17 protein-coding genes are annotated in these 18,323 nt (G+C 48.6%); 11 read left to right on the top strand and 6 right to left on the bottom strand.

Annotation, left to right across the window (positions count from 1 at the left end):
- The first annotated feature begins 50 nt into the window (after positions 1 to 50).
- Together menD and BGO59_RS30595 are read left to right on the top strand one after the other, a co-directional pair.
- Positions 51 to 1,796, top strand: a complete 1,746-nt coding sequence (menD, locus tag BGO59_RS30600) for a 2-succinyl-5-enolpyruvyl-6-hydroxy-3-cyclohexene-1-carboxylic-acid synthase (protein ID WP_293690568.1) — start codon at positions 51 to 53, stop codon at positions 1,794 to 1,796.
- Positions 1,797 to 1,850: 54 nt separating this feature from the next.
- Complete coding sequence (locus BGO59_RS30595) at positions 1,851 to 2,375, top strand: DinB family protein (protein ID WP_293690566.1); 525 nt, start codon at positions 1,851 to 1,853, stop codon at positions 2,373 to 2,375.
- A 41-nt stretch (positions 2,376 to 2,416) separates the two neighbouring features.
- Here BGO59_RS30595 and BGO59_RS30590 read toward each other — a convergent pair whose 3' ends face one another.
- Both BGO59_RS30590 and BGO59_RS30585 read right to left on the bottom strand, forming a co-directional pair.
- Positions 2,417 to 3,040, bottom strand: coding sequence for a hypothetical protein (locus tag BGO59_RS30590; RefSeq protein ID WP_293690564.1), 624 nt, complete (start codon positions 3,038 to 3,040; stop codon positions 2,417 to 2,419).
- A gap of 464 nt (positions 3,041 to 3,504) precedes the next feature.
- On the bottom strand, positions 3,505 to 4,596 hold the full coding sequence (locus BGO59_RS30585; RefSeq protein ID WP_293690562.1) for a tetratricopeptide repeat protein: 1,092 nt from the start codon (positions 4,594 to 4,596) through the stop codon (positions 3,505 to 3,507).
- A gap of 24 nt (positions 4,597 to 4,620) precedes the next feature.
- Here BGO59_RS30585 and BGO59_RS30580 point away from each other — a divergent pair, with 24 nt between their 5' ends.
- The 5 genes from BGO59_RS30580 to BGO59_RS30560 all read left to right on the top strand — a co-directional run bounded on the left by BGO59_RS30580 (position 4,621) and on the right by BGO59_RS30560 (position 8,681).
- The gene (locus BGO59_RS30580) at positions 4,621 to 4,869 is read left to right on the top strand and encodes a hypothetical protein (protein ID WP_293690560.1); all 249 of its coding nucleotides are present in this window, start codon (positions 4,621 to 4,623) and stop codon (positions 4,867 to 4,869) included.
- Positions 4,870 to 5,019: 150 nt separating this feature from the next.
- Complete coding sequence (locus BGO59_RS30575; RefSeq protein WP_293690559.1) at positions 5,020 to 5,292, top strand: hypothetical protein; 273 nt, start codon at positions 5,020 to 5,022, stop codon at positions 5,290 to 5,292.
- A gap of 393 nt (positions 5,293 to 5,685) precedes the next feature.
- The gene (locus tag BGO59_RS30570) at positions 5,686 to 5,907 is read left to right on the top strand and encodes a hypothetical protein (protein ID WP_293690557.1); all 222 of its coding nucleotides are present in this window, start codon (positions 5,686 to 5,688) and stop codon (positions 5,905 to 5,907) included.
- A 186-nt stretch (positions 5,908 to 6,093) separates the two neighbouring features.
- The gene (locus tag BGO59_RS30565; protein ID WP_293690555.1) at positions 6,094 to 6,927 is read left to right on the top strand and encodes a TlpA disulfide reductase family protein; all 834 of its coding nucleotides are present in this window, start codon (positions 6,094 to 6,096) and stop codon (positions 6,925 to 6,927) included.
- Between the two features lie 284 nt (positions 6,928 to 7,211).
- Positions 7,212 to 8,681 carry a M43 family zinc metalloprotease gene (locus BGO59_RS30560; protein WP_293690553.1) on the top strand — a complete coding sequence of 490 codons (1,470 nt, stop codon included), beginning with the start codon at positions 7,212 to 7,214 and terminating at the stop codon, positions 8,679 to 8,681.
- Positions 8,682 to 9,081: 400 nt separating this feature from the next.
- On the opposite strand, the gene BGO59_RS30555 is transcribed toward BGO59_RS30560, so the two are convergent.
- From BGO59_RS30555 to BGO59_RS30540, 4 genes are read right to left on the bottom strand one after another with little or no spacing between them, the layout of a single operon-like run.
- The gene (locus BGO59_RS30555; RefSeq protein WP_293690552.1) at positions 9,082 to 10,308 is read right to left on the bottom strand and encodes a serine hydrolase; all 1,227 of its coding nucleotides are present in this window, start codon (positions 10,306 to 10,308) and stop codon (positions 9,082 to 9,084) included.
- Between the two features lie 47 nt (positions 10,309 to 10,355).
- Positions 10,356 to 11,318, bottom strand: a complete 963-nt coding sequence (locus tag BGO59_RS30550) for a peptidyl-alpha-hydroxyglycine alpha-amidating lyase family protein (RefSeq protein ID WP_293690551.1) — start codon at positions 11,316 to 11,318, stop codon at positions 10,356 to 10,358.
- A gap of 23 nt (positions 11,319 to 11,341) precedes the next feature.
- Positions 11,342 to 11,869, bottom strand: a complete 528-nt coding sequence (locus tag BGO59_RS30545; protein ID WP_293690549.1) for a hypothetical protein — start codon at positions 11,867 to 11,869, stop codon at positions 11,342 to 11,344.
- Between the two features lie 26 nt (positions 11,870 to 11,895).
- On the bottom strand, positions 11,896 to 12,534 hold the full coding sequence (locus BGO59_RS30540; protein WP_293690547.1) for a DUF2807 domain-containing protein: 639 nt from the start codon (positions 12,532 to 12,534) through the stop codon (positions 11,896 to 11,898).
- A 108-nt stretch (positions 12,535 to 12,642) separates the two neighbouring features.
- On the opposite strand from BGO59_RS30540, the gene BGO59_RS30535 reads away from it, so the two are divergent.
- The 4 genes from BGO59_RS30535 to BGO59_RS30520 all read left to right on the top strand — a co-directional run bounded on the left by BGO59_RS30535 (position 12,643) and on the right by BGO59_RS30520 (position 18,297).
- On the top strand, positions 12,643 to 13,617 hold the full coding sequence (locus BGO59_RS30535) for an AraC family transcriptional regulator ligand-binding domain-containing protein (RefSeq protein WP_293690545.1): 975 nt from the start codon (positions 12,643 to 12,645) through the stop codon (positions 13,615 to 13,617).
- Positions 13,618 to 14,307: 690 nt separating this feature from the next.
- Complete coding sequence (locus tag BGO59_RS30530) at positions 14,308 to 16,458, top strand: nitrite/sulfite reductase (RefSeq protein WP_293690543.1); 2,151 nt, start codon at positions 14,308 to 14,310, stop codon at positions 16,456 to 16,458.
- Between the two features lie 78 nt (positions 16,459 to 16,536).
- Entirely contained in the window at positions 16,537 to 17,292 is a 756-nt protein-coding gene (gene cobA / locus BGO59_RS30525; RefSeq protein ID WP_293690541.1) for a uroporphyrinogen-III C-methyltransferase, read from the top strand.
- Positions 17,293 to 17,490: 198 nt separating this feature from the next.
- The gene (locus tag BGO59_RS30520) at positions 17,491 to 18,297 is read left to right on the top strand and encodes a DUF3050 domain-containing protein (protein WP_293690540.1); all 807 of its coding nucleotides are present in this window, start codon (positions 17,491 to 17,493) and stop codon (positions 18,295 to 18,297) included.
- Positions 18,298 to 18,323: the final 26 nt, after the last annotated feature.

The following is an 18,323-nucleotide window of genomic DNA, read 5'->3' as shown; positions in this document are numbered from 1 at the left end:
ACAGACCCTGTTTACTGTCGACAATCTATTTCTATAAATCGTCATTTACCATGCCCGTTCTTCAGCCTATCGTTAACATCGCTGAACTACTCTCTCAAAAAGGAATTTCCGATGTGATCGTTTCGCCGGGCTCTCGTTCTGCTCCATTAACCCTGGCCGTTGCCCGACATCCACAGTTACAGGTTCGGGTAATGGCCGATGAACGGTCAGCGGGATTTGTCGCATTAGGCATTGCCCAGCAAAGCCGAAAACCGGTAGCCGTAATCTGTACATCAGGCAGTGCCGTGTATAACCTGGCGCCCGCCGTAGCCGAAGCCTATTTTCAACAGGTGCCTCTCCTACTGCTGACCGCCGACCGGCCTCACGAATGGCTACACCAGCAGGATGGGCAGACCATCGACCAGGTCGGTATTTTTGGTAACCAGGTAAAGCGAAGTTATGACCTCCCGGCCGATTACACCCATCCCGATGCCCGCTGGACCATTGAACGCTCACTCAACGAAGCCATTACGCTCTGTGAACTGGACCCGCCCGGACCCGTGCATGTGAATGTCCCATTGCGGGAACCTTTCTACCCAAAAGCGGATGAATCGTTCGTGTTTGAACGGGTTCGGCGCATTGATACCCTAACCGCTACGCCTACCTTAGCTCCAGAAACCTGGCATCGGCTACAAACCGAGTGGGAACAAAGCACCCGCATCCTGATTGCCGTTGGGCAGCTTCCCCCCAATCCGGCTTTACGGTCGGTTCTGAAGCAGATAACCGACGAATGGGGAATTCCCGTGGTGGGGGAGCTCATCAGCAATCTGGCTGACAATGGACAGTTTATTACCCATACCGATACGATGCTGGCCGATCTGGACGAGCAGCAGGCCGATGCACTCCGCCCCGATCTGCTCATCACCTTCGGCGGTTCGTTCCTAACCCGAAATCTGAAAACCTTCTTTCGGAACTACCCCGCCCGTCGACACTGGCACATCCAGCCAACCGTCGATCGGGTCACGGATGCCTTCCAGAGCCTTACGACCCTCATTCCCAGCGAACCAACGGCTTTTCTGGAAAAACTATTCGCCGATCTTGACTACCAGCGCTTTCTTCAGGGCGATGATGAGGACGATGAGCGTCAGTTTTTAAACCATTGGCAGGCTTCTGATCGACAGGCCGCCAGACTGGTGCAACGCGTTTTGACTCAACCTGATCAACCTCTTACTGACTGGTCGGCGGTTCAGACCGTTCTGGAACAGCTCCCACCTAATTCCATTCTACACCTGGCCAATAGCATGCCCGTACGCTACGCCAATCTCTGCGATCTAGCCGAACAGCAGGGCATTCAGGTAGCGGCTAACCGGGGGGTCAGTGGGATTGATGGGTGCCTGAGTACGGCATTAGGTGCTGCACTCAAAACCGATCAGATCGTTACCCTGCTTATTGGGGATGTTGCCTTTTTCTATGACCGAAACGCACTCTGGTCAGCTCCGATCCCCAATAACCTGCGGATTGTTCTGTTGAATAATGATGGGGGGCATATTTTTCGGATTATCGACGGCCCCAGTCGCCAGCCCGAACTGGAAACCTATTTCGAAACTCCGCATGGGTATACGGCCCGGAATACCGCTGCCGACGCCAGGCTGCACTATGAGGTCTGTGCGACACGGGACAAATTGGATTCTCTCCTACCCGCCTTTTTCCAATCCAGCAATCAGGCCAGCTTGTTGGAGATCACAACGGATAAATTGGCTAATCAGGCGCAGTTTTTAGCCTATAAAACCCAAAACAGTAATAAACTAAAACTGTAGTTATAGTTATCAATCCACCAGATCCATTGATCTAAAAACGTTTACCGTCAAGTTATGCAAGACCGCAGGTATCCAATCGGCCCCTTTAACCTTCAATCAACCTACTCAACCGATGAACTGAATACAATTCTATCGACAATTGCTGACAGTCCCGCACAGTATCGGGCCATTGCTTCTACCCTCACCCCGAACGACCTGACCAAAACGTATCGGGAAGGAAGCTGGACCGTACAGCAATTGATTCATCACGTAGCCGATATTCAGTTTCTTCATTTCTTTCGGATGAAAAAGGCACTGACCGAATCGGATTATACGACTGTGACCCTGATCGACATGGATGCCTGGGTCAATACCCCGGATGCTACTACAGCCCCCATCGACGATTCAATTCGTATGCTGGAAGGGATTACCCCTCGTTACGTACGACTGGGGGAAACGCTGACAGATACCCAACAGGCTATTCAGTATTACCATCCGGTCCGGCAGTATTGGATCAACCAGGCTCAGGCACTGGCCATGTCGGCCTGGCACCTTCAGCATCACCTCGCTCATATCCGACTAGCGCTGGCAACCTATTAACGGAGATAGCCCTGATTGTCAGACCTTACACGATCTCATCATCAAAACCGATAGCCCAAGGTCAGCCCAAAGCGGGGAGTAAACCCTTTCCGGCTCATCTGCTCTGGCAGGACTGCCTTGAGAGGGGGACTGCTGGTTGGTAGTTGATAGTGAAGTCCCAGAAATAAATCGACCACTACTCGCGGTGTGCTTGTCTGTACACCAGCCATAGCGCCGGGCATCCAGACGTAAAGCTGCTGGATAGCCCTGACTAACTTCCCGCTCGGGTCTCGAACAATCGTACCCTGATTGTCGAACTGATAGTCATCGAGCGTGAGCCCAGCATAGCGACCGTATACGCCCGCGTAAAAGCCAGTGGGGGAAGAAGGACGCCGAGGGAAATAGTGCCGGTATTCCAATGTAACCCGCTTATAGTGAAATAATCTCGGCGAGGGGTTGTTGGCGTTGTGATATTCATACGTTTCCGAACCGAAGCCCACCCCACCCACCAGCGATGCACGTTTGGTCAGCATCCGTTCATAAAATACAGATACGTCGCCGACAATAAGACTCAGTGGGTTAATTTTCAGACTATTATTTCGGTTGACTGCGGAGTCTGCTGTTGACTGGGCGTAGCCCCTACACAGGCTGATGGCACTAAGTAGAACAAACAGGGATATTTTCATTGCGAAATTTGGGTGTCCGTTATGGCCTGTCACCAACAAACTGACATCCGCTATTTTTTGCTGCCGTTGTCTGTTCTGCCATTGCCAGCCTGACGGCTTCGTACCGGTTGACAATATTACTAGTTTTTGAAAGTTCGGCAACATTAACCTTCTTTAATGTCAGCTCTATCAGTTGCGTGTGTTAAACCAGCGCCGACTGCGTAATGATGCACGTCGAACTAGCAGGTATATTTTAGGGTGGATTCAGATTAGGCGAGGAACCGCAGCGTCGCCAACTGGCCCAACCAAACTTTTTAAAAAATGACCTCACTGGGTTCTAAATGAATGTAGCGTTTGGTCCTCATCCAGCAAAGGTATGTCCAAGTACTTAATTTCTAATTTAAGCGGCTGTATTGGCATTAGTAGAAGCGAAAAGCGTACTATAAAAAACGTTTATGAGGCATTCTTGAATTCAAAATAGTGCATTAGCCTTTTTTACATTTGGTTCTGTATTCCAAGCGAGCCTGTTCATCGCCAGCGGCATCACCACGCTGCCAGGCCGTACAGGCTTCGGCCGTATGCCCCATTGCCCATTCCGTCGCTCCAAGGTAATAATAGAGGTGTTCGACCGAGGCATCCAGGGTTTCGGCCCGGCGAAATTCAGTAACGGCTTTTGTCGGTTGATGTTGATTAAGCCAGTACAGTCCCATGGTCAGGTGTGCCCAGGCATTCTGATCGTTCCGTTTCAGCGATTCTTCTACCAGGGGGAAGGCTTCGGCTGGGCGATTCAGTTTCAGGAGCAGATACGCTTTGTTATTGAGGTAATACGGTTGACGGGGCTGTAATGACAATGCCTGTTCAACATACGGCAACGCTTCGGCATACTTCCCTTCATGAGCCAGAAGCAAACTCTGATTGTTCAGGGCAGCATCCTGTTTGGGATTCAGTTGTAAGGCACGGCGGATATCCTGCTGAGCGGAACCGTATGCTTTTTGTGTAAAATACAACGCCCCCCGATTGGTCAGTGCTTCGACATTGGCTGGAGCCAGTTGCAGAGCCCGGTCGTAGGCGGCCTGGGCAGGCCCTACCCGATTCAGTTGTGTATACACGTCGCCAAGGCGGGAATGGTAAAACGTCGAATCGCGGTATTGTTTTTCGATATGCTCCAGATCACCCAGGCTCCCGGTCGCATCCCCCAGTTCCAGCCGAACTTCCGCGCGATTAAAATAAGCCGTGGCAAAATCAGGGTCCAGATCAACGGCTCGGGTATAGTCGGCCAGTGCTCCTTCCCGATCATCGTTCCGAAATTTGGCAAGCCCCCGATTGTTGTACGCATCGGCAAAATCAGCCTTTTTGGCAATGGCCTCCGAATAATACCGAATAGCCTCCCGATACTCACGCTTCTGCAATTGTACGTTTCCTTTTAGGAAAAACTGAGCCGCTTCATCGGTATCGCGAGTGCACTGAGTAATGAGTAATGAACAATGGATTATGAATACGGCACAAATTAACTGTGGAATGGTTCTGCCTATTACTTTTGTCTTCTTCCAGAAGGTGGTTAGCGATTCATTTTCCATCGTCATTCTCAATTAATACTACGTATGCGTTTCGTTCAGGACATCCCTCACTCACAATTCCGAATCGGGCTGTACGCCTGGAACAGCAAATATATCGTCAAAATTGAAGCGGGTCCCTACGAGCAGACGTATAAAGTCAGTGAGCTGGATCTGATTGACCCAGAAAGCATACCTACTTTACTCGACGAATCTTTTCTGACTAAAGTGGCCGCCCGATTCCAGGAAATGGATACGGACTGGCAAGCGACGGGCGAACGGAATGCGGTGTTTTAACGGGACCAGGTTTATTTGCAGATTCATAAAGCATCGCCCACCGGGAAAAGATGCTTTCATACATTATGTCTACCAACCTGGCACTTGGCTGATGGCTTTTAAGAACATAAATCGACTTCAAAGCTCGGGCTTTCGCTTGAGCTTCGGCCGATGCGTCCTTTAGCCCCCGCTGCGGCCAATCCCGCTTTGGTTCGTTCCTGGATCAAGTCACGCCGGTGCGCCGGTGCGATCGAACTCAGCCAACGATGCAAACAGATTAAATCTCAATTTGACATCCAGCCTTTTTCGGTTAGCAAAGCCCTACCCGACCCAAAGCTTTCACCGATGGGTCAACCACTCCTGGCCCACCAACCCGAAACGGCTACGGATGCCTTTCTCTACTTCCGGGCGGAGCGGAAAATGGTCAAGGTTTTTGTCTCATAACGAATTACCCCCATGACTATTGAGAAGTTACTAACCTGGGTTACACCGCTGACGCTGGGGGCGTTAGTGGGTCTCTACGAGATCTTACATGGCTTATTTTATATGCTGTACGGAACACCTGAACAGAAGCGAGATTATCCGCTTGAGATTGTCCTTGGCATTCCTATTATGGCTGTTTGTTTACTAAGTCATTGGATAATCGGTCGACTTACTCATTCGAATACGCGTACAATCTGGATCATAGAATCAATCTTGGCAAGCTTTATTATCTACGGTTTTTATCAGTCTTAAAAGTCTGAGTTACCACCACACTTGAAGCGAGAACAGAAACCTGTATTTACGCTGAACTAGTTTATCAATCATGGTCAGCATACTGACAAAATCCCTATAGTTATGAAAGTATACGTCGTTGAAGCCGCCGAAAGCCTTGAATTACTCGAATCTCAAGTAGTTGATCGTTTGTCAAGCGGCTATGAGTTAGCTGGCGGAGTCTCCTTTAATCCCGTGGATACAGTTTATATTCAGGCTTTGTACTTACCTAAGCTTGACAAGCAAGTCGATGCGTTGTTGAAAGAAGAGAACGTATTTAATGAACGGGGCTTGCTGGATGTTTAGGCCTTCCGAACAATACTTTTATAGGCGCCCCATGCGCTCCCCCAAAAGAGCAATTATTGAGATTTTACCTATGAATCCGAAATTTTGGTAGATTGGCTTTCATACACAATTATTCACTTCTCAATCTTTATTAATCATGAAACTAACTCGGTAGGTTTGTTCTCACTTAGCCTCTTATGCGTAGTTATGATTGCTGTGATCTGCTTTGTGCTGCTCATTCTGATGAGTACATGCATGGCTAAAAAGCCGGTCGCTGACCCTAATCGTATATTGAAAGATTTTGCCAGTTTTTGGGCTTACCAACAGCAATATGTTCGGCTCTACGAAGACTACAAAGCCGTAGATAACCAGTCAAAACCAATCCCTAAAGAGAACTTTCTCCGAGCCCTATCGACCGGTCGCTATTTGCCTTTACGCCTACAGCCAACGGATACAACTGCACTCTATCAACTGTATCCATTACCTGCCCAAGTGGATAAAGGCATTAAGGCCGTTCTTCAACAATGGGCTCAAAATGAGTATACTTATTCCCAAGCGGAGGGGAAGCCCCTACCCAACTATCGCTTTGTTGATATGAATGGCAAGGTTTATTCTCCAGAAACAATGGCGGGAAAAACGCTGGTGCTGAAGTGCTGGTTCGTTCATTGTGTGGCTTGCGTAGCCGAGATGCCTGCTTTAAACGCCTTAAAACAGCGTTACAAAGATCGTCCTGATATCGAATTTGTGAGTCTGTGCTTAGACTCTCCGGATAAGGTGGCCGCTTTCCTCAAGAAAAAAAAGTTTGATTATGCCATCGTGCCCAATCAGGCGTCATACTTGGAGAAGACTTTAAAGATTGGTTCTTATCCTATGCACTTTGTGGTTAATAAAAAGGAGGTAGTTATTAAAAAAGTCGACAATTATCACGGGGTAGTATATGCTTTGAACAAAACGCTTTCGACGAGAGTCCACAAAAACTACACTATTCAGCTAATCAAAAAACAAACTAATAATTGTATTCTATCGGGGGCAGTTTTATAACGATGAGTGGCTGTTGCAAAAGTCAAAACGAAATCGAATGACCCTAATTTACGGGTTCGTTTGTGATCATTCACCAGCTAAAAACTGCTTTTTGGGCGTTTCATGAAACACCCCTTTTAGGAGATAGTTTACTTATACATACGTAAGAATTAAGTAGCTGGTAGGGTAAAATGACACGGCAATCCATGAGTCGTCAACTATCATTGTGGAGGCAGTTGTTCAGCCATCAGGTATATAACAGAGGGTTGCATCTTTTTGGTGGGTTACTCAACCGATCTACGTCCATGCCTTACCTAAAACGCATCTGGCTAGGTATATGCTGCCTTGTACTACTGGCAATGACTATCTTAACCTGTCGCCCACCAGCCGATGAGGTGTCAAAGAAAGCCCGATTACAAGTAGTGCTGATGGGCAACCAGCCCCCAAAAACCGTGTACTTTTGGGAAGACTCTCTACACCGTCAACTAAGCTTTGAACTCTACTACTACGATCAGAACCAGGCATTCACCGCCCCACCCGCTCCACCTCAATTCCTGGTCAACGGACAAGTCATTGCGGGCAATACATTTACCTTCCCGGAGCCTGGCCAGTACACCATCTCGGCCCGCGTCAAAAATCGAGTTAGCGAAGACCAACTCGTACTTACTGTAAGCCGGGCGGCTGACTACTTACGGCAAGTTCTCCTCAAAGCACCCGTTCTGCTGCTCAACGCTGATTCGATCAGTCAGCTCCCCCTGAGCTACGAGCTAATTCCCAAACAGGGCAAATCCTTAGATCCTGCGGATTATCCAGCTCCTCAACTAGTAGCTGATGATCAACCTCAGCCGACTGCGGCTTACTTTGCCACTCGTCAAGTAGGTCCTCACCGATTATATAGCTCATTCTTGGGCGTGCCTTCCAATGGCATCCTAGTGACCGCTCGCCCAGCTATCAGCTATCCCTTGATTCGGTTGCCAGTGATCATGCACGTTCCTCGGGCGATGGCTAACCAGGTCGATCCAGCCGCGCTACTTGCTGAGGTCAATCAAATCTATCGCCGGGCGCTGCTCTCGAGCACACCCAACCAGGCTGATGCGTATATTGAGTTCTACCCTGCTCCCCAGGATCCGGCGGGCCAACCGCTGGCTGTGGCAGGGCTGCATCCCTTGAGCGTTACTAATCCCGATTCGGCTACTCAAGCCCAGCGCATTGTAGGTAATTTGCTGCACCAATGGTGCCCTCGTCAATATCTCAACGTGGTCATCGGTATTGACTGGTATCGGCGTTACCCCGCAGAGTACTCTTATGCTACTATACCCACGCTGTTACCAAAGGGTAGCCCGCCACCCAGCTGCGCGGATCTAACGATGGCTGATTGGTCCAAGACTGAGCTGCCCGCAGTATACATTTCTCCGCTAGGTTTACCAAAAGTTGGCAGTAATTTAGCTCATGAACTGGGTCACTTTTTGGGTTTAGGCCATACATTTTCGCCTACTTGCACAGGTATTGGGCAATTTGCCGACGTGCCTCTGCATCTGGAGGCATACGCTGATGCAAATGGTTTGAAGTACAATTGTCAGCGAGCGGCTTTCGTATCGGACTACGTGATGGACTACTATATCACCCCCCGGCGGAGTTTTACCCAGGATCAAGTGGGTATGATGCGCACGGTTCTCGAGCGGGGGAGCTATGTGCCCACCTCCCTAGCCACTAGCCGTCAGTCAAGCAAACGGGATGCCCGGTGGATACCAGCAACAGGGACAATAATTGATTAACATCTTAGAAGGAAGTTCTGTAATCTACGAATCAGTAGAATAATTGGTGTTGGTGTGCCTACAAGGACTAGGATCGTCCCAGTTGTAAAACAATGGAGTACTAAAACGGATGTTTACAAGTTCAGTGTAAAAGGGAACGAGTGTTTTTTTGAGAATAAATCGATTTATAAATCGGTCTGAATTCAAGAGGAGTATTTGTATCGCGCCCGATTTGCCATTACTTTACCTACGTGTTTCTTCAGTAAACCAGGGGTTGAATTGTTGCCTATGATGTAAGACAAATGTGCTGAGTGCGCACTCATAAGCAGTTAATCATAACGAACTTATCGCAGACTTTAAAGCCATTCTTTGCTAGTCGTTACCGGTATATTTTTCAGCATAATGGAAAACGTTGAATGATTTAACGAATCAACTGTTTTGGATAAATAAAAGGTCTGTTAGCCAGGAAAGCGGTCACTTTTCGATATGGATAATCACCTGCACCACCTCCAGCGAAATGGACAATAATGGTATGCGTAGTGGGATCGACATAAAGCCGTTGGCCAAGCATTCCTTCAGCGGCAAAATCCCCGGTTGGTTCTTTTTGAGGAAGCCACCAATAATACTGATGCCGAGTCTGGGTCCACCCTTTCGGTGGCGAATTATTGGTTTGGTCAAGGTGGGTTAACTGACTCAACCAGTTCGCCGATACTACGGGTGTTTTGCCGCTTTGTTCGGCCAACAGAAAAAGACGGCCGACCTTGGCTAAATCAAGGGGCGTCGTTTGAAAGCTGCTTGCGGTGTTGGCCAGTCCTCCAGCATGGTCTACTCCCCAACTGGCTGGGTAGGCCGCTCCAATAGGTTGCCAAAGTTTAGTTTGTGTATACAGGGCCAACCGCTGATGAGTAGCCGCTTCTAGAAGCCAACCCAGCAAGAGTGGATCAATATTCTTGTACTGCCACTGAGTTCCGGGCTTTGACGCTGCTTTACTCGTCAGCAGTTGCTGTTTACTATTATCGGTATAATAATACAGCGCTTCATCCGAAAATAAATCAGCTAGCAGACCACCACCTTTACGTTTGAAGGCCAGCCCTGAATTCATGGTCAGCAGATGACGAACTGTTATCGCCTTAAAGGCGGAGTTCTTCTTTAATTCAGGCAGGTAGTCTGTAATCCGGTCGTCCAGTGACTGGATAGCACCTTCTTCCAGAGCGACCCCGACTAAAATAGCCAGTACTGATTTGGCAACAGAAAATACATTGGCAGTGGCTGTATCGCTAAAGCCCGGACCATAGTATTCATAGAGAATAGAGTCGTTTCGAATCACAACAAAGGCGGATGTCTTACCCGCCCGCAAATAATCGGTCAGCGACAGTAGTTGATGTCGGCCATCATAAACCGATAAGGTGTCCAGATCTCTTCGCGGATGAACTGCCTTAGTAAACTGAAAGGGATGTGAATTGGCTTCAATAGCCTCCTGCGGAAAATGACGGAATGTTTGGGGATTCGGTTGCCGATACCACAGAATGGTCATCAAAGTCGGTGATTTCCAATACAGTCCGGCCAGACCAACGACCAATACACTGAGTAACCCGAGACATAACTTCCCCCAGAAGGTAGAGAAGCTTGGTGGTGTAACTTTCATCATTCTGCTGGTGTATAAAATGAGCCTCTGTCCGGTTGAGGGACAGATCGTTACTCAGGCATGAACTTTTGAACTCGCTGGCCATTAATTTCGGCAACATAGACTGCTCCGTCAGGGCCTACGCTAATGGCATGGGGCATGGAGAAAGCCCCTTGCTTCAGTCTTAGTACAAAGTTTTTGCCTAACTCTTTCGTTATATCATCTCCTGGCCCTCCGCCCCAACTGGCCAGTTGCTCCCCGGTCAGCGTCATTTTGTAAAGCCGATTGGCTTTCCCATCGACAACAAACAATAAATCATCCTTCGTTACAAACATGCCATAAGGTGAATATCCAGTTAGTTGTCGAATAAACTGCCCATTGGACGTAAACACCTGAATTCGAAAATTTTCCCGATCAGCGACATACACATTCCCTTTCGAATCCACCTGAACCGCGTGGGGTAAATTAAATTGACCCGGACTACTACCATGTGTACCCCACTGACGGATAAATTTACCCTGTCGATTGTACTGGACCACCCGGGCATTGCCGTATCCATCGGAAATATAAAAGTCACCATTGGCGGCAAAAGCAACATCAGTTGGCTGATTAAAATGAGCAGAATCGTCCCCGGCAATCCCTTCCTGTCCTAAGCTTAATAAAACAGTACCGGTTTGATCCAGTTTTTTGACCGTGTGGTTCAGGTAGTCCGTTATCCACAAATTATCGTCAGTATCGAACCGTAATCCGTGCGCTCCCTTCTTTTTATCAGTTCCGATAGCGCGGAGGAAATTGCCTTTGGCATCGAATACCAGGAAGGGTCGCTCCTCGCGGTGGTAAACCCACACTTCGCCCTTACTATTTACCGCGACGCCGGAGGCCTGTCCCATCGGTTGGTTGGCGGGCAGTTTTGGAAATGAAACATCTACCCGATAGGCTGGCGATTGTGTAAGTTCGGATTCGCAGCTCCATGCAACTGTCGCCAGTAAGACACCTAAGCTACACTTGACCGACTTTTTAACGAGAATCATCATGTTCTTCATAAGCGTTAGTAGTGCTAAAAACTTCGTCCAAGGCCTAGACCCAGCCAGGGCAGAAAATCTACCCGGAGTCCGTCAACACCCCGGAAAGGCCTGAAAGATGGCAAAGCCGTGACAGAAGCAAACAAACCACCACCTGGTTTTTGGTATCGATAGCCAACCCCGGCAAATGTGAGGGGATAGTCCAGTTTCCCCTTTACTAACTGGCCTTCCACTGTATAGCCGGTAAAATAGCGCAGCGTTTGCCCAAAGCTAAACTCAAGGTGATGGTTTCTCTTACCCGTAAAGGCATTGATGGCTAATGGCACGAACAGGGACGCCCCTGTTATGTTGGTTGAAGGCAAATACATGGTACCAGCCCGAACACTCCAGGTCAAACCAGCCTGTCGAATGATGCGGTCATAGTTCAGCGAATAAACGGCCCCTTTTCCAGCCAGCTCCGCGAAAACCGTGTGCTTGGCCAAAAAGGTAGTGGGCGTAGTTTGTGCATTACCCCTTAGGGGTAGCCACAGACTTAAGAGCAAAAAAAATCGGATCGTGTTCATACAAGGAAGCGGTGACAACTCTAGGATTATTCTGGAACAATTCGGCTACCACCGAGCAGTATGTTCTGCTCTACTGAAGCGGAACCTTTGTACCGCAGAAGACTCCCGCCCGTTGCGGTTAGATCTATGCGTTGGCTAGCATTCAATTGAGCCTCGCTACCACCTGATAAACTCATCGTAGCGAGCCGGGTTGGTGCTCCAAAACCATGATAAATGGAGCCTCCTGTTAGGGAAGCAGTCAATTGATCAATTTTGCCCGTCATGGTTATACTTGAGCTACCCATTAAGTGAACCTGTAATGCAGGCAGATCAAAATGACCGGTCGTAAGCTGGGTTTGCCCCTGTAGAGTCAGAGCCTCCAGCACAGGTGTCGTTATCAGTAGACGTGGCTGAGTAGTGCCCCGATTGCCTTGTATGTGAATGGAAAGTAACCCATTCGTCTCCCGGATAGATAACCGTTCCTGTTGATCATTGGTGGCATATAAAAGAACCTGGCGTTGAAGTCCGGGTTGAAGCTCAACCGAAAATCCGCTACCGATCTCAAGCTGACTAAACGATTGGAACTGAGCATATGATTGAGCGGGTTGTAAGGGAGCCGGTTCACAAGCGGAAAAACAGGTAATTACGAGTATCAGCCAGACTATTTGCTTAATTATCAGCTTCATAACGAAGGAGGTTTTGTTGGGGGCAAAGTTGAGAAAATAGATATACATGGATCAGCACTTACAACGACAATAATTTGACTAATCACGACATGAGGTGTATTTCAAAAGATGAAACAGCTAAATGATCTCATTCTGCGTACGCTGGTTACTCAACTTGATGATCAGTCAATTGATATCGACAGGCTATTGAGCTCAGTTGGTTTAAGCCGATCAACCCTGGTTCAAGATGACTTCACCCTGTCAGCGGACGTATTTGGTCAACTATTGGAAAACATGGTAGGCCAGACTGGCGATGAACGGTTGGGACTTAAACTGGGCTTTCGAACTCCGCTGTCGATGCTGGGAAGCTTGGGCGGCTTATACCAAAGCTCTGCCACGCTGGCGGACATGCTGACAGCGATGCAGCGCTACATAAGCTGGCTAGATGGTATCAACACCTATCACTGGGAAGAGGACGGGGAGCATGTACACATCATTACCGCCAGTGACCCAGCCTGGCAAGCCGCGTATCCCATGGCTGCCCGGCAGATGATTGAACATAATATTGGCTTCTCATTACGCCACAAGCGGGAATATTTAGGTCAGCAGGTCATTCCATTAGCTTTAGCAATACCTTATCCTAAAATCGGCCCTGTTGATTTGGTAGAAACCTACTTCAATTGTCCGGTTCAATTTGATTACCCCTACCTACAGATTACTTTATCTCGTGCTCTTTTGTCTTCTCCGGTTCCTTCAGCCAACGAGCGAGCCCTCCGGGTTTATGAATTAGAGCTAGCTCCCTTCTTGCAGGATAGCAGTTCGCTGTATTGGCAGGTAAAACGAACGTTAGAACAACAGCATAACCTGGCTAAACCAACACTTGAGTCGGTAGCTCATCAGTTTTCTCAATCGCCCCGCTCATTTCAGCGACGACTTCAGCGAGAGGGATTATCGTTTCAGTCCATTCTGGATGAAGTTCGGCTTGAACTGGCAACCTATTACGAACTTACTTCACCCAGGATGCTGAAAGCGGAACTGGCCGATCTGTTAGGGTTCAGCGATTCGGCCTCTCTCAATCGTTTTTTACGTAGAACAAGGAGATAAGGTGCTTATTCAGTAGGTTTTTTGGCCTTAGAAGTTCACTTTTTGGGGAAATTTAAACGAGTTAGAGCCTTTTTTTAGGTATTGAGGCAGTATAAACTGCACTAGCGGTAAACACCAGCGCATCTGGCCCCTTTTTACACCTAAACTTGGGTTTGTTGACCTCAATGCTTATCTCAACCGTAGCGACAATGCGTATGATACAGATAGTCGTCAACAGTTATTAAAACACACTGTCGCTTGAAATGCCCTATTCATGAGATAAGAATAGTTATTGCCATAGCAAATTCATTTCGTATATAGTAAAGTCTCAAAATGCCATCTCATGAATCAAACCGCCACGGCGGACCGTCAACAATCTCACATTGTAGCTGAATTTGCGATGCATTTATTTACTTTTTAAATCATTTCGAACACAAGAAAAATAGTTGCCTCGTTTGTTTGGTTATGCCCAATATTAATACGGCATGCACCTAAAGGCAGCATCGGTTTTAAACCGATGCGTACGATTCTGTCGAAGTACCTTATACGCCTTATCATAACATTTATTTATCGTCCATAACCATAAGTTGGGACATTCCTGAACTTTATCTACCCTGATTGGCTTTATCTTTACAACAGAATCAAGCGCCGGATGGAACCGGCGTTTCCTTTTAAGATATTAGTTGATTAATTCTATAGACAATATACTTTATGTCTATCCTATTCTCCGACAACGTGAGTACCGTCGCCCGGCGCGACATTCTGGACCTCCAGCAGAAAATCAGCTCATTCCAGCAGGGTGATATAGCGGATGAAGCGTTTCGCAAATTCCGACTGACCCGAGGGGTGTATGGTCAGCGGCAGCCGGGGGTTCAGATGATCCGTATCAAACTACCGCACGGTCGTATAACGGCCGATCAGTTGGTTCGGATTGCTGATCTGTCGGATAAATACGCAACGGGTAATCTCCACGCGACTACCCGACAGGATATTCAGCTCCATTTTGTCAAACTAGCCGACTCACCCCAGCTTTGGGCCGATCTGGAAGATGCAGGCATTACGCTGAAGGAAGCCTGTGGCAATACCGTTCGGAACGTAACGGGTTCGGCCAGAGCGGGTGTCGACCCCGAAGAGCCATTCGATATCACGCCGTATGCCTATACCATTTTCGATTATTTCCTGCGGAATCCGATCTGCCAGGATATGGGTCGAAAGTTCAAGATTTCGGTCTCTTCCAGCGAAAAGGATTCGGCCTATGGCTATATGCACGATGTAGGCCTGATTGCCCGTATCCAGGATGGGAAACAGGGCTTTAAGGTCATGCTGGGCGGAGGCCTGGGGGCTCAGCCCTTCCCGGCTCAAACGGCTTTTGAGTTTCTGGAAGAAGATCGGGTAATCCCGTTCATCGAGGGTGTAATTCGGGTATTCGACCGCTATGGAGAGCGGCAGAAACGCCATAAAGCGCGGATGAAATACCTCCTTAACGACATTGGTCTGGATGAATTACTCCATCGCATCGAGGGCGAAACCCCAGCTCTCCGGGTTAAATCCTTTGCTGTGGATGCCCAGGCTGGCAATGCACTGTTTGCTTCTGAACCCGCCCCTCGACTGGATGCCCCCGCACCGAGCACTATCCCTGACAATCCCCAATTTGAGCGCTGGCTGAAAACGAATGTATTCGAGCAGAAGCAGACGGGCTGGTATGCGGTTCAGCTACGGGTTTTACTGGGCGATATGCATTCCGATACAGCCCGGTCACTGGCAACGATCGTCAAAACCTACGCTGCCGATGATATTCGGGTTACGGTCAACCAGGGCTATCTGCTTCGGTTCGTTAAGCCGGAGGACTTACCAGCGGTCTTTGAGGCCCTGAACAGCCTCGGTCTGGCTGAGCCCGGTTTTGATACAACCGCCGACATTACTACCTGCCCCGGTACGGATACCTGTAACCTGGCTATTTCCAGTAGTTATGGTATTACCCGAGCCCTGGAAACGATGATGACCGATGAATTTCCTGAGCTGATCTACAATAACGACATCAAAATTAAGATTTCGGGTTGTATGAATGGCTGTGGGCAGCACTCAGTGGCCAATATTGGGTATCACGGTTCATCGTTGAAAAATGGTGCCTATGTGTTACCCGCTTTGCAGGTGTTGCTGGGCGGTGGTTTCAACGGGAAAGGCGAAGGGTTGATTGCCGATAAGGTGATCAAAATTCCCGCCAAACGTGGTCCGCATTCGTTACGGGCATTGCTACGGGATTATGAAGCCAATGCCTTTGAGGGTGAATATTACAGCGATTACTATGCCCGGCAAGGTAAAAACTATTTTTACCAGCTCTTAAAGCCCCTGGCCGATCTAAAAACACTGGTGAATAGCGATTACATCGACTGGGATCACACCGAACAATACGTTACGGAAGTGGGGATTGGTGAATGTGCCAGTGTCCTGATCGACCTGGTAGCGACCACCTTGACCGAAGCATCTGAAAAACTAGGCTGGGCGCGGGAAGCGCTGGCCGAAAGCCGCTGGGCTGATGCACTTTATCATGGGTATAACGTATTCATCACCGGGGCAAAAGCCGCGCTGATGAGCCGTGATGTTCCGACCAATACCCAGCACGGTATTGTTAGTGATTTCGATAAAACGTTTTTGGGCGAATCCGATTTTCATCAGGAGGAAGGCGAATTTAAAGCCTTGGTATTCAGCATCAATAAGCAGGAACCTTCCGAAGCGTTTGCCCAGCGCTTCGTTGCCCAGGCTGAAGCGTTTCTGCAAACCATACAGTCCTATCGCGAAACCCAGATCGAGCTCGAAGGCGCTCCTGAATTACAGGAATTAACCCAGGCGCAGGATAGTTGACATAAAGAGCGAAAGAGTGAATGTGCGAATGAATCCCTCGCCCAAGAAACGCTCTTTCACTCTTTCACTCTTTCACATATGAAATTAACACTCGTGGGGGCCGGCCCTGGCGACCCGGATTTGATAACGGTAAAAGGTATTAAAGTGCTGCGTCAGGCCGATGTGGTCATGTACGACGCGCTCGTTCACCCTGATTTGCTGGATTATTGCCGACCCGACACGCTTAAGGTGTATGTGGGTAAACGCCGGGGTGCCTATTCCTGTATGCAGGAAGATATTAACCCGCTAATTGTCCATTATGCCCGGCAGTATGGCCATGTGGTTCGACTGAAAGGGGGCGACTCGTTTGTATTTGGACGGGGCTATGAAGAAATTGAGTTTGCCCGGCAGCATGGTATTAACACTGAGGTTGTGCCTGGTCTTTCCAGTAGCTACGCCGTGCCTGCCTCAGCCGGTGTCCCACTGACCACACGGGGGCTATCCGAAAGCTTCTGGGTTGTTACGGGTACGACGAAAGATGGGCAATTCTCAAACGATCTGCAGTTGGCCGCCCAGTCAACGGCTACAGTAGTGGTATTGATGGGGATGCATAAATTGGCCCAGATCATGGCCGTTTTTACCGACTGTGGTCAATCAGACACCCCAGTGGCGATTATTCAGAATGGCACCCTCCCCGAACAGCAGGTAGTGATTGGCCGTGTATCGGACATTGTCCAGAAGACAGAAGAAGCGGGTGTAGGTAATCCTGCCATTATCGTGGTCGGTGAAGTAGCTAAACTGGCTATTTCGGACCTGGTAGCCCTTTCCCAGACTTCCGACCAGGATAATCCGTAATGGCGATCCTATACGGTACTCCTTACTGATTCAGAAGAATTACCATAAAGCTTACGAATAAATACATACGACAGCCCGTGTTTTGTCAGGCAAATCCGACAATCACGGGCTGTCGTATGTATTTTTGTAACCGCAAAATCGTACAACACCGATAGCTAGCCCTCAACAAGCTAGCTCTCATTTTATAATCAATTCATCATGCAACCAATTGACCGACTAAAAGCAGTAATCGAGCCGTTCCGGCAGGAAATTATCAACCATAAGGTCTATTCAGCCATTAAAACCATTGATGATCTGACCGTTTTCATGCAGTACCACGTCTATGCGGTTTGGGACTTCATGTCATTACTCAAAACATTACAGAATAACCTGACATGTACCTCAGTACCCTGGTTTCCAAGGGGATCAGCCGATACGCGGTACCTCATCAACGAGATCGTAGCGGGCGAAGAGTCGGACGTTGATCTGCTGGGTGAGCGGAAAAGCCATTTCGAAATGTATCTGGATGCCATGCAGCAAGCTGGGGCAGACAGCAGTCAGATCATGCGCTTTCTGTCGACCTTACAGGAAAGCGGTTCGTTGGAAAAAGCCCTTCTTGACTCAGAAACCCCAACAGCCGCCTATGATTTCGTCCGCTATACGTTTGATGTTATCCATAGCCAGAAACCGCATCTGCAATCGGCTGTGTTCACGTTTGGCCGGGAAGATCTGATTCCGGGTATGTTTATATCGATGATTCAGGATTTGAATGCCAACTTTCCGGGCAACATTTCACAGTTTACCTATTACCTGGAACGGCATATTGAAGTGGATGGAGATCACCATAGTCACCTGGCCCTGCAAATGACGGCAAATTTATGCGGGGAGAATGAAACCTTCTGGCAGGAGGCCGAACAGGCTACCATCGCTTCACTCCAGCAACGCATTCGCCTATGGGATGGGGTTTACGAAGCCCTGCTGTCGAAGCAATCGGTTATCCAACCAGTTCTTGCAAATCTGGTTTAATTTGTCAATCTGTCGAACAGACAACT

The organism is Spirosoma sp. 48-14, assembly GCF_001898575.1.
Classification (GTDB): Bacteria; Bacteroidota; Bacteroidia; order Cytophagales; family Spirosomataceae; genus Spirosoma.
This window is presented reverse-complemented; position numbering and strand designations above follow the sequence as displayed.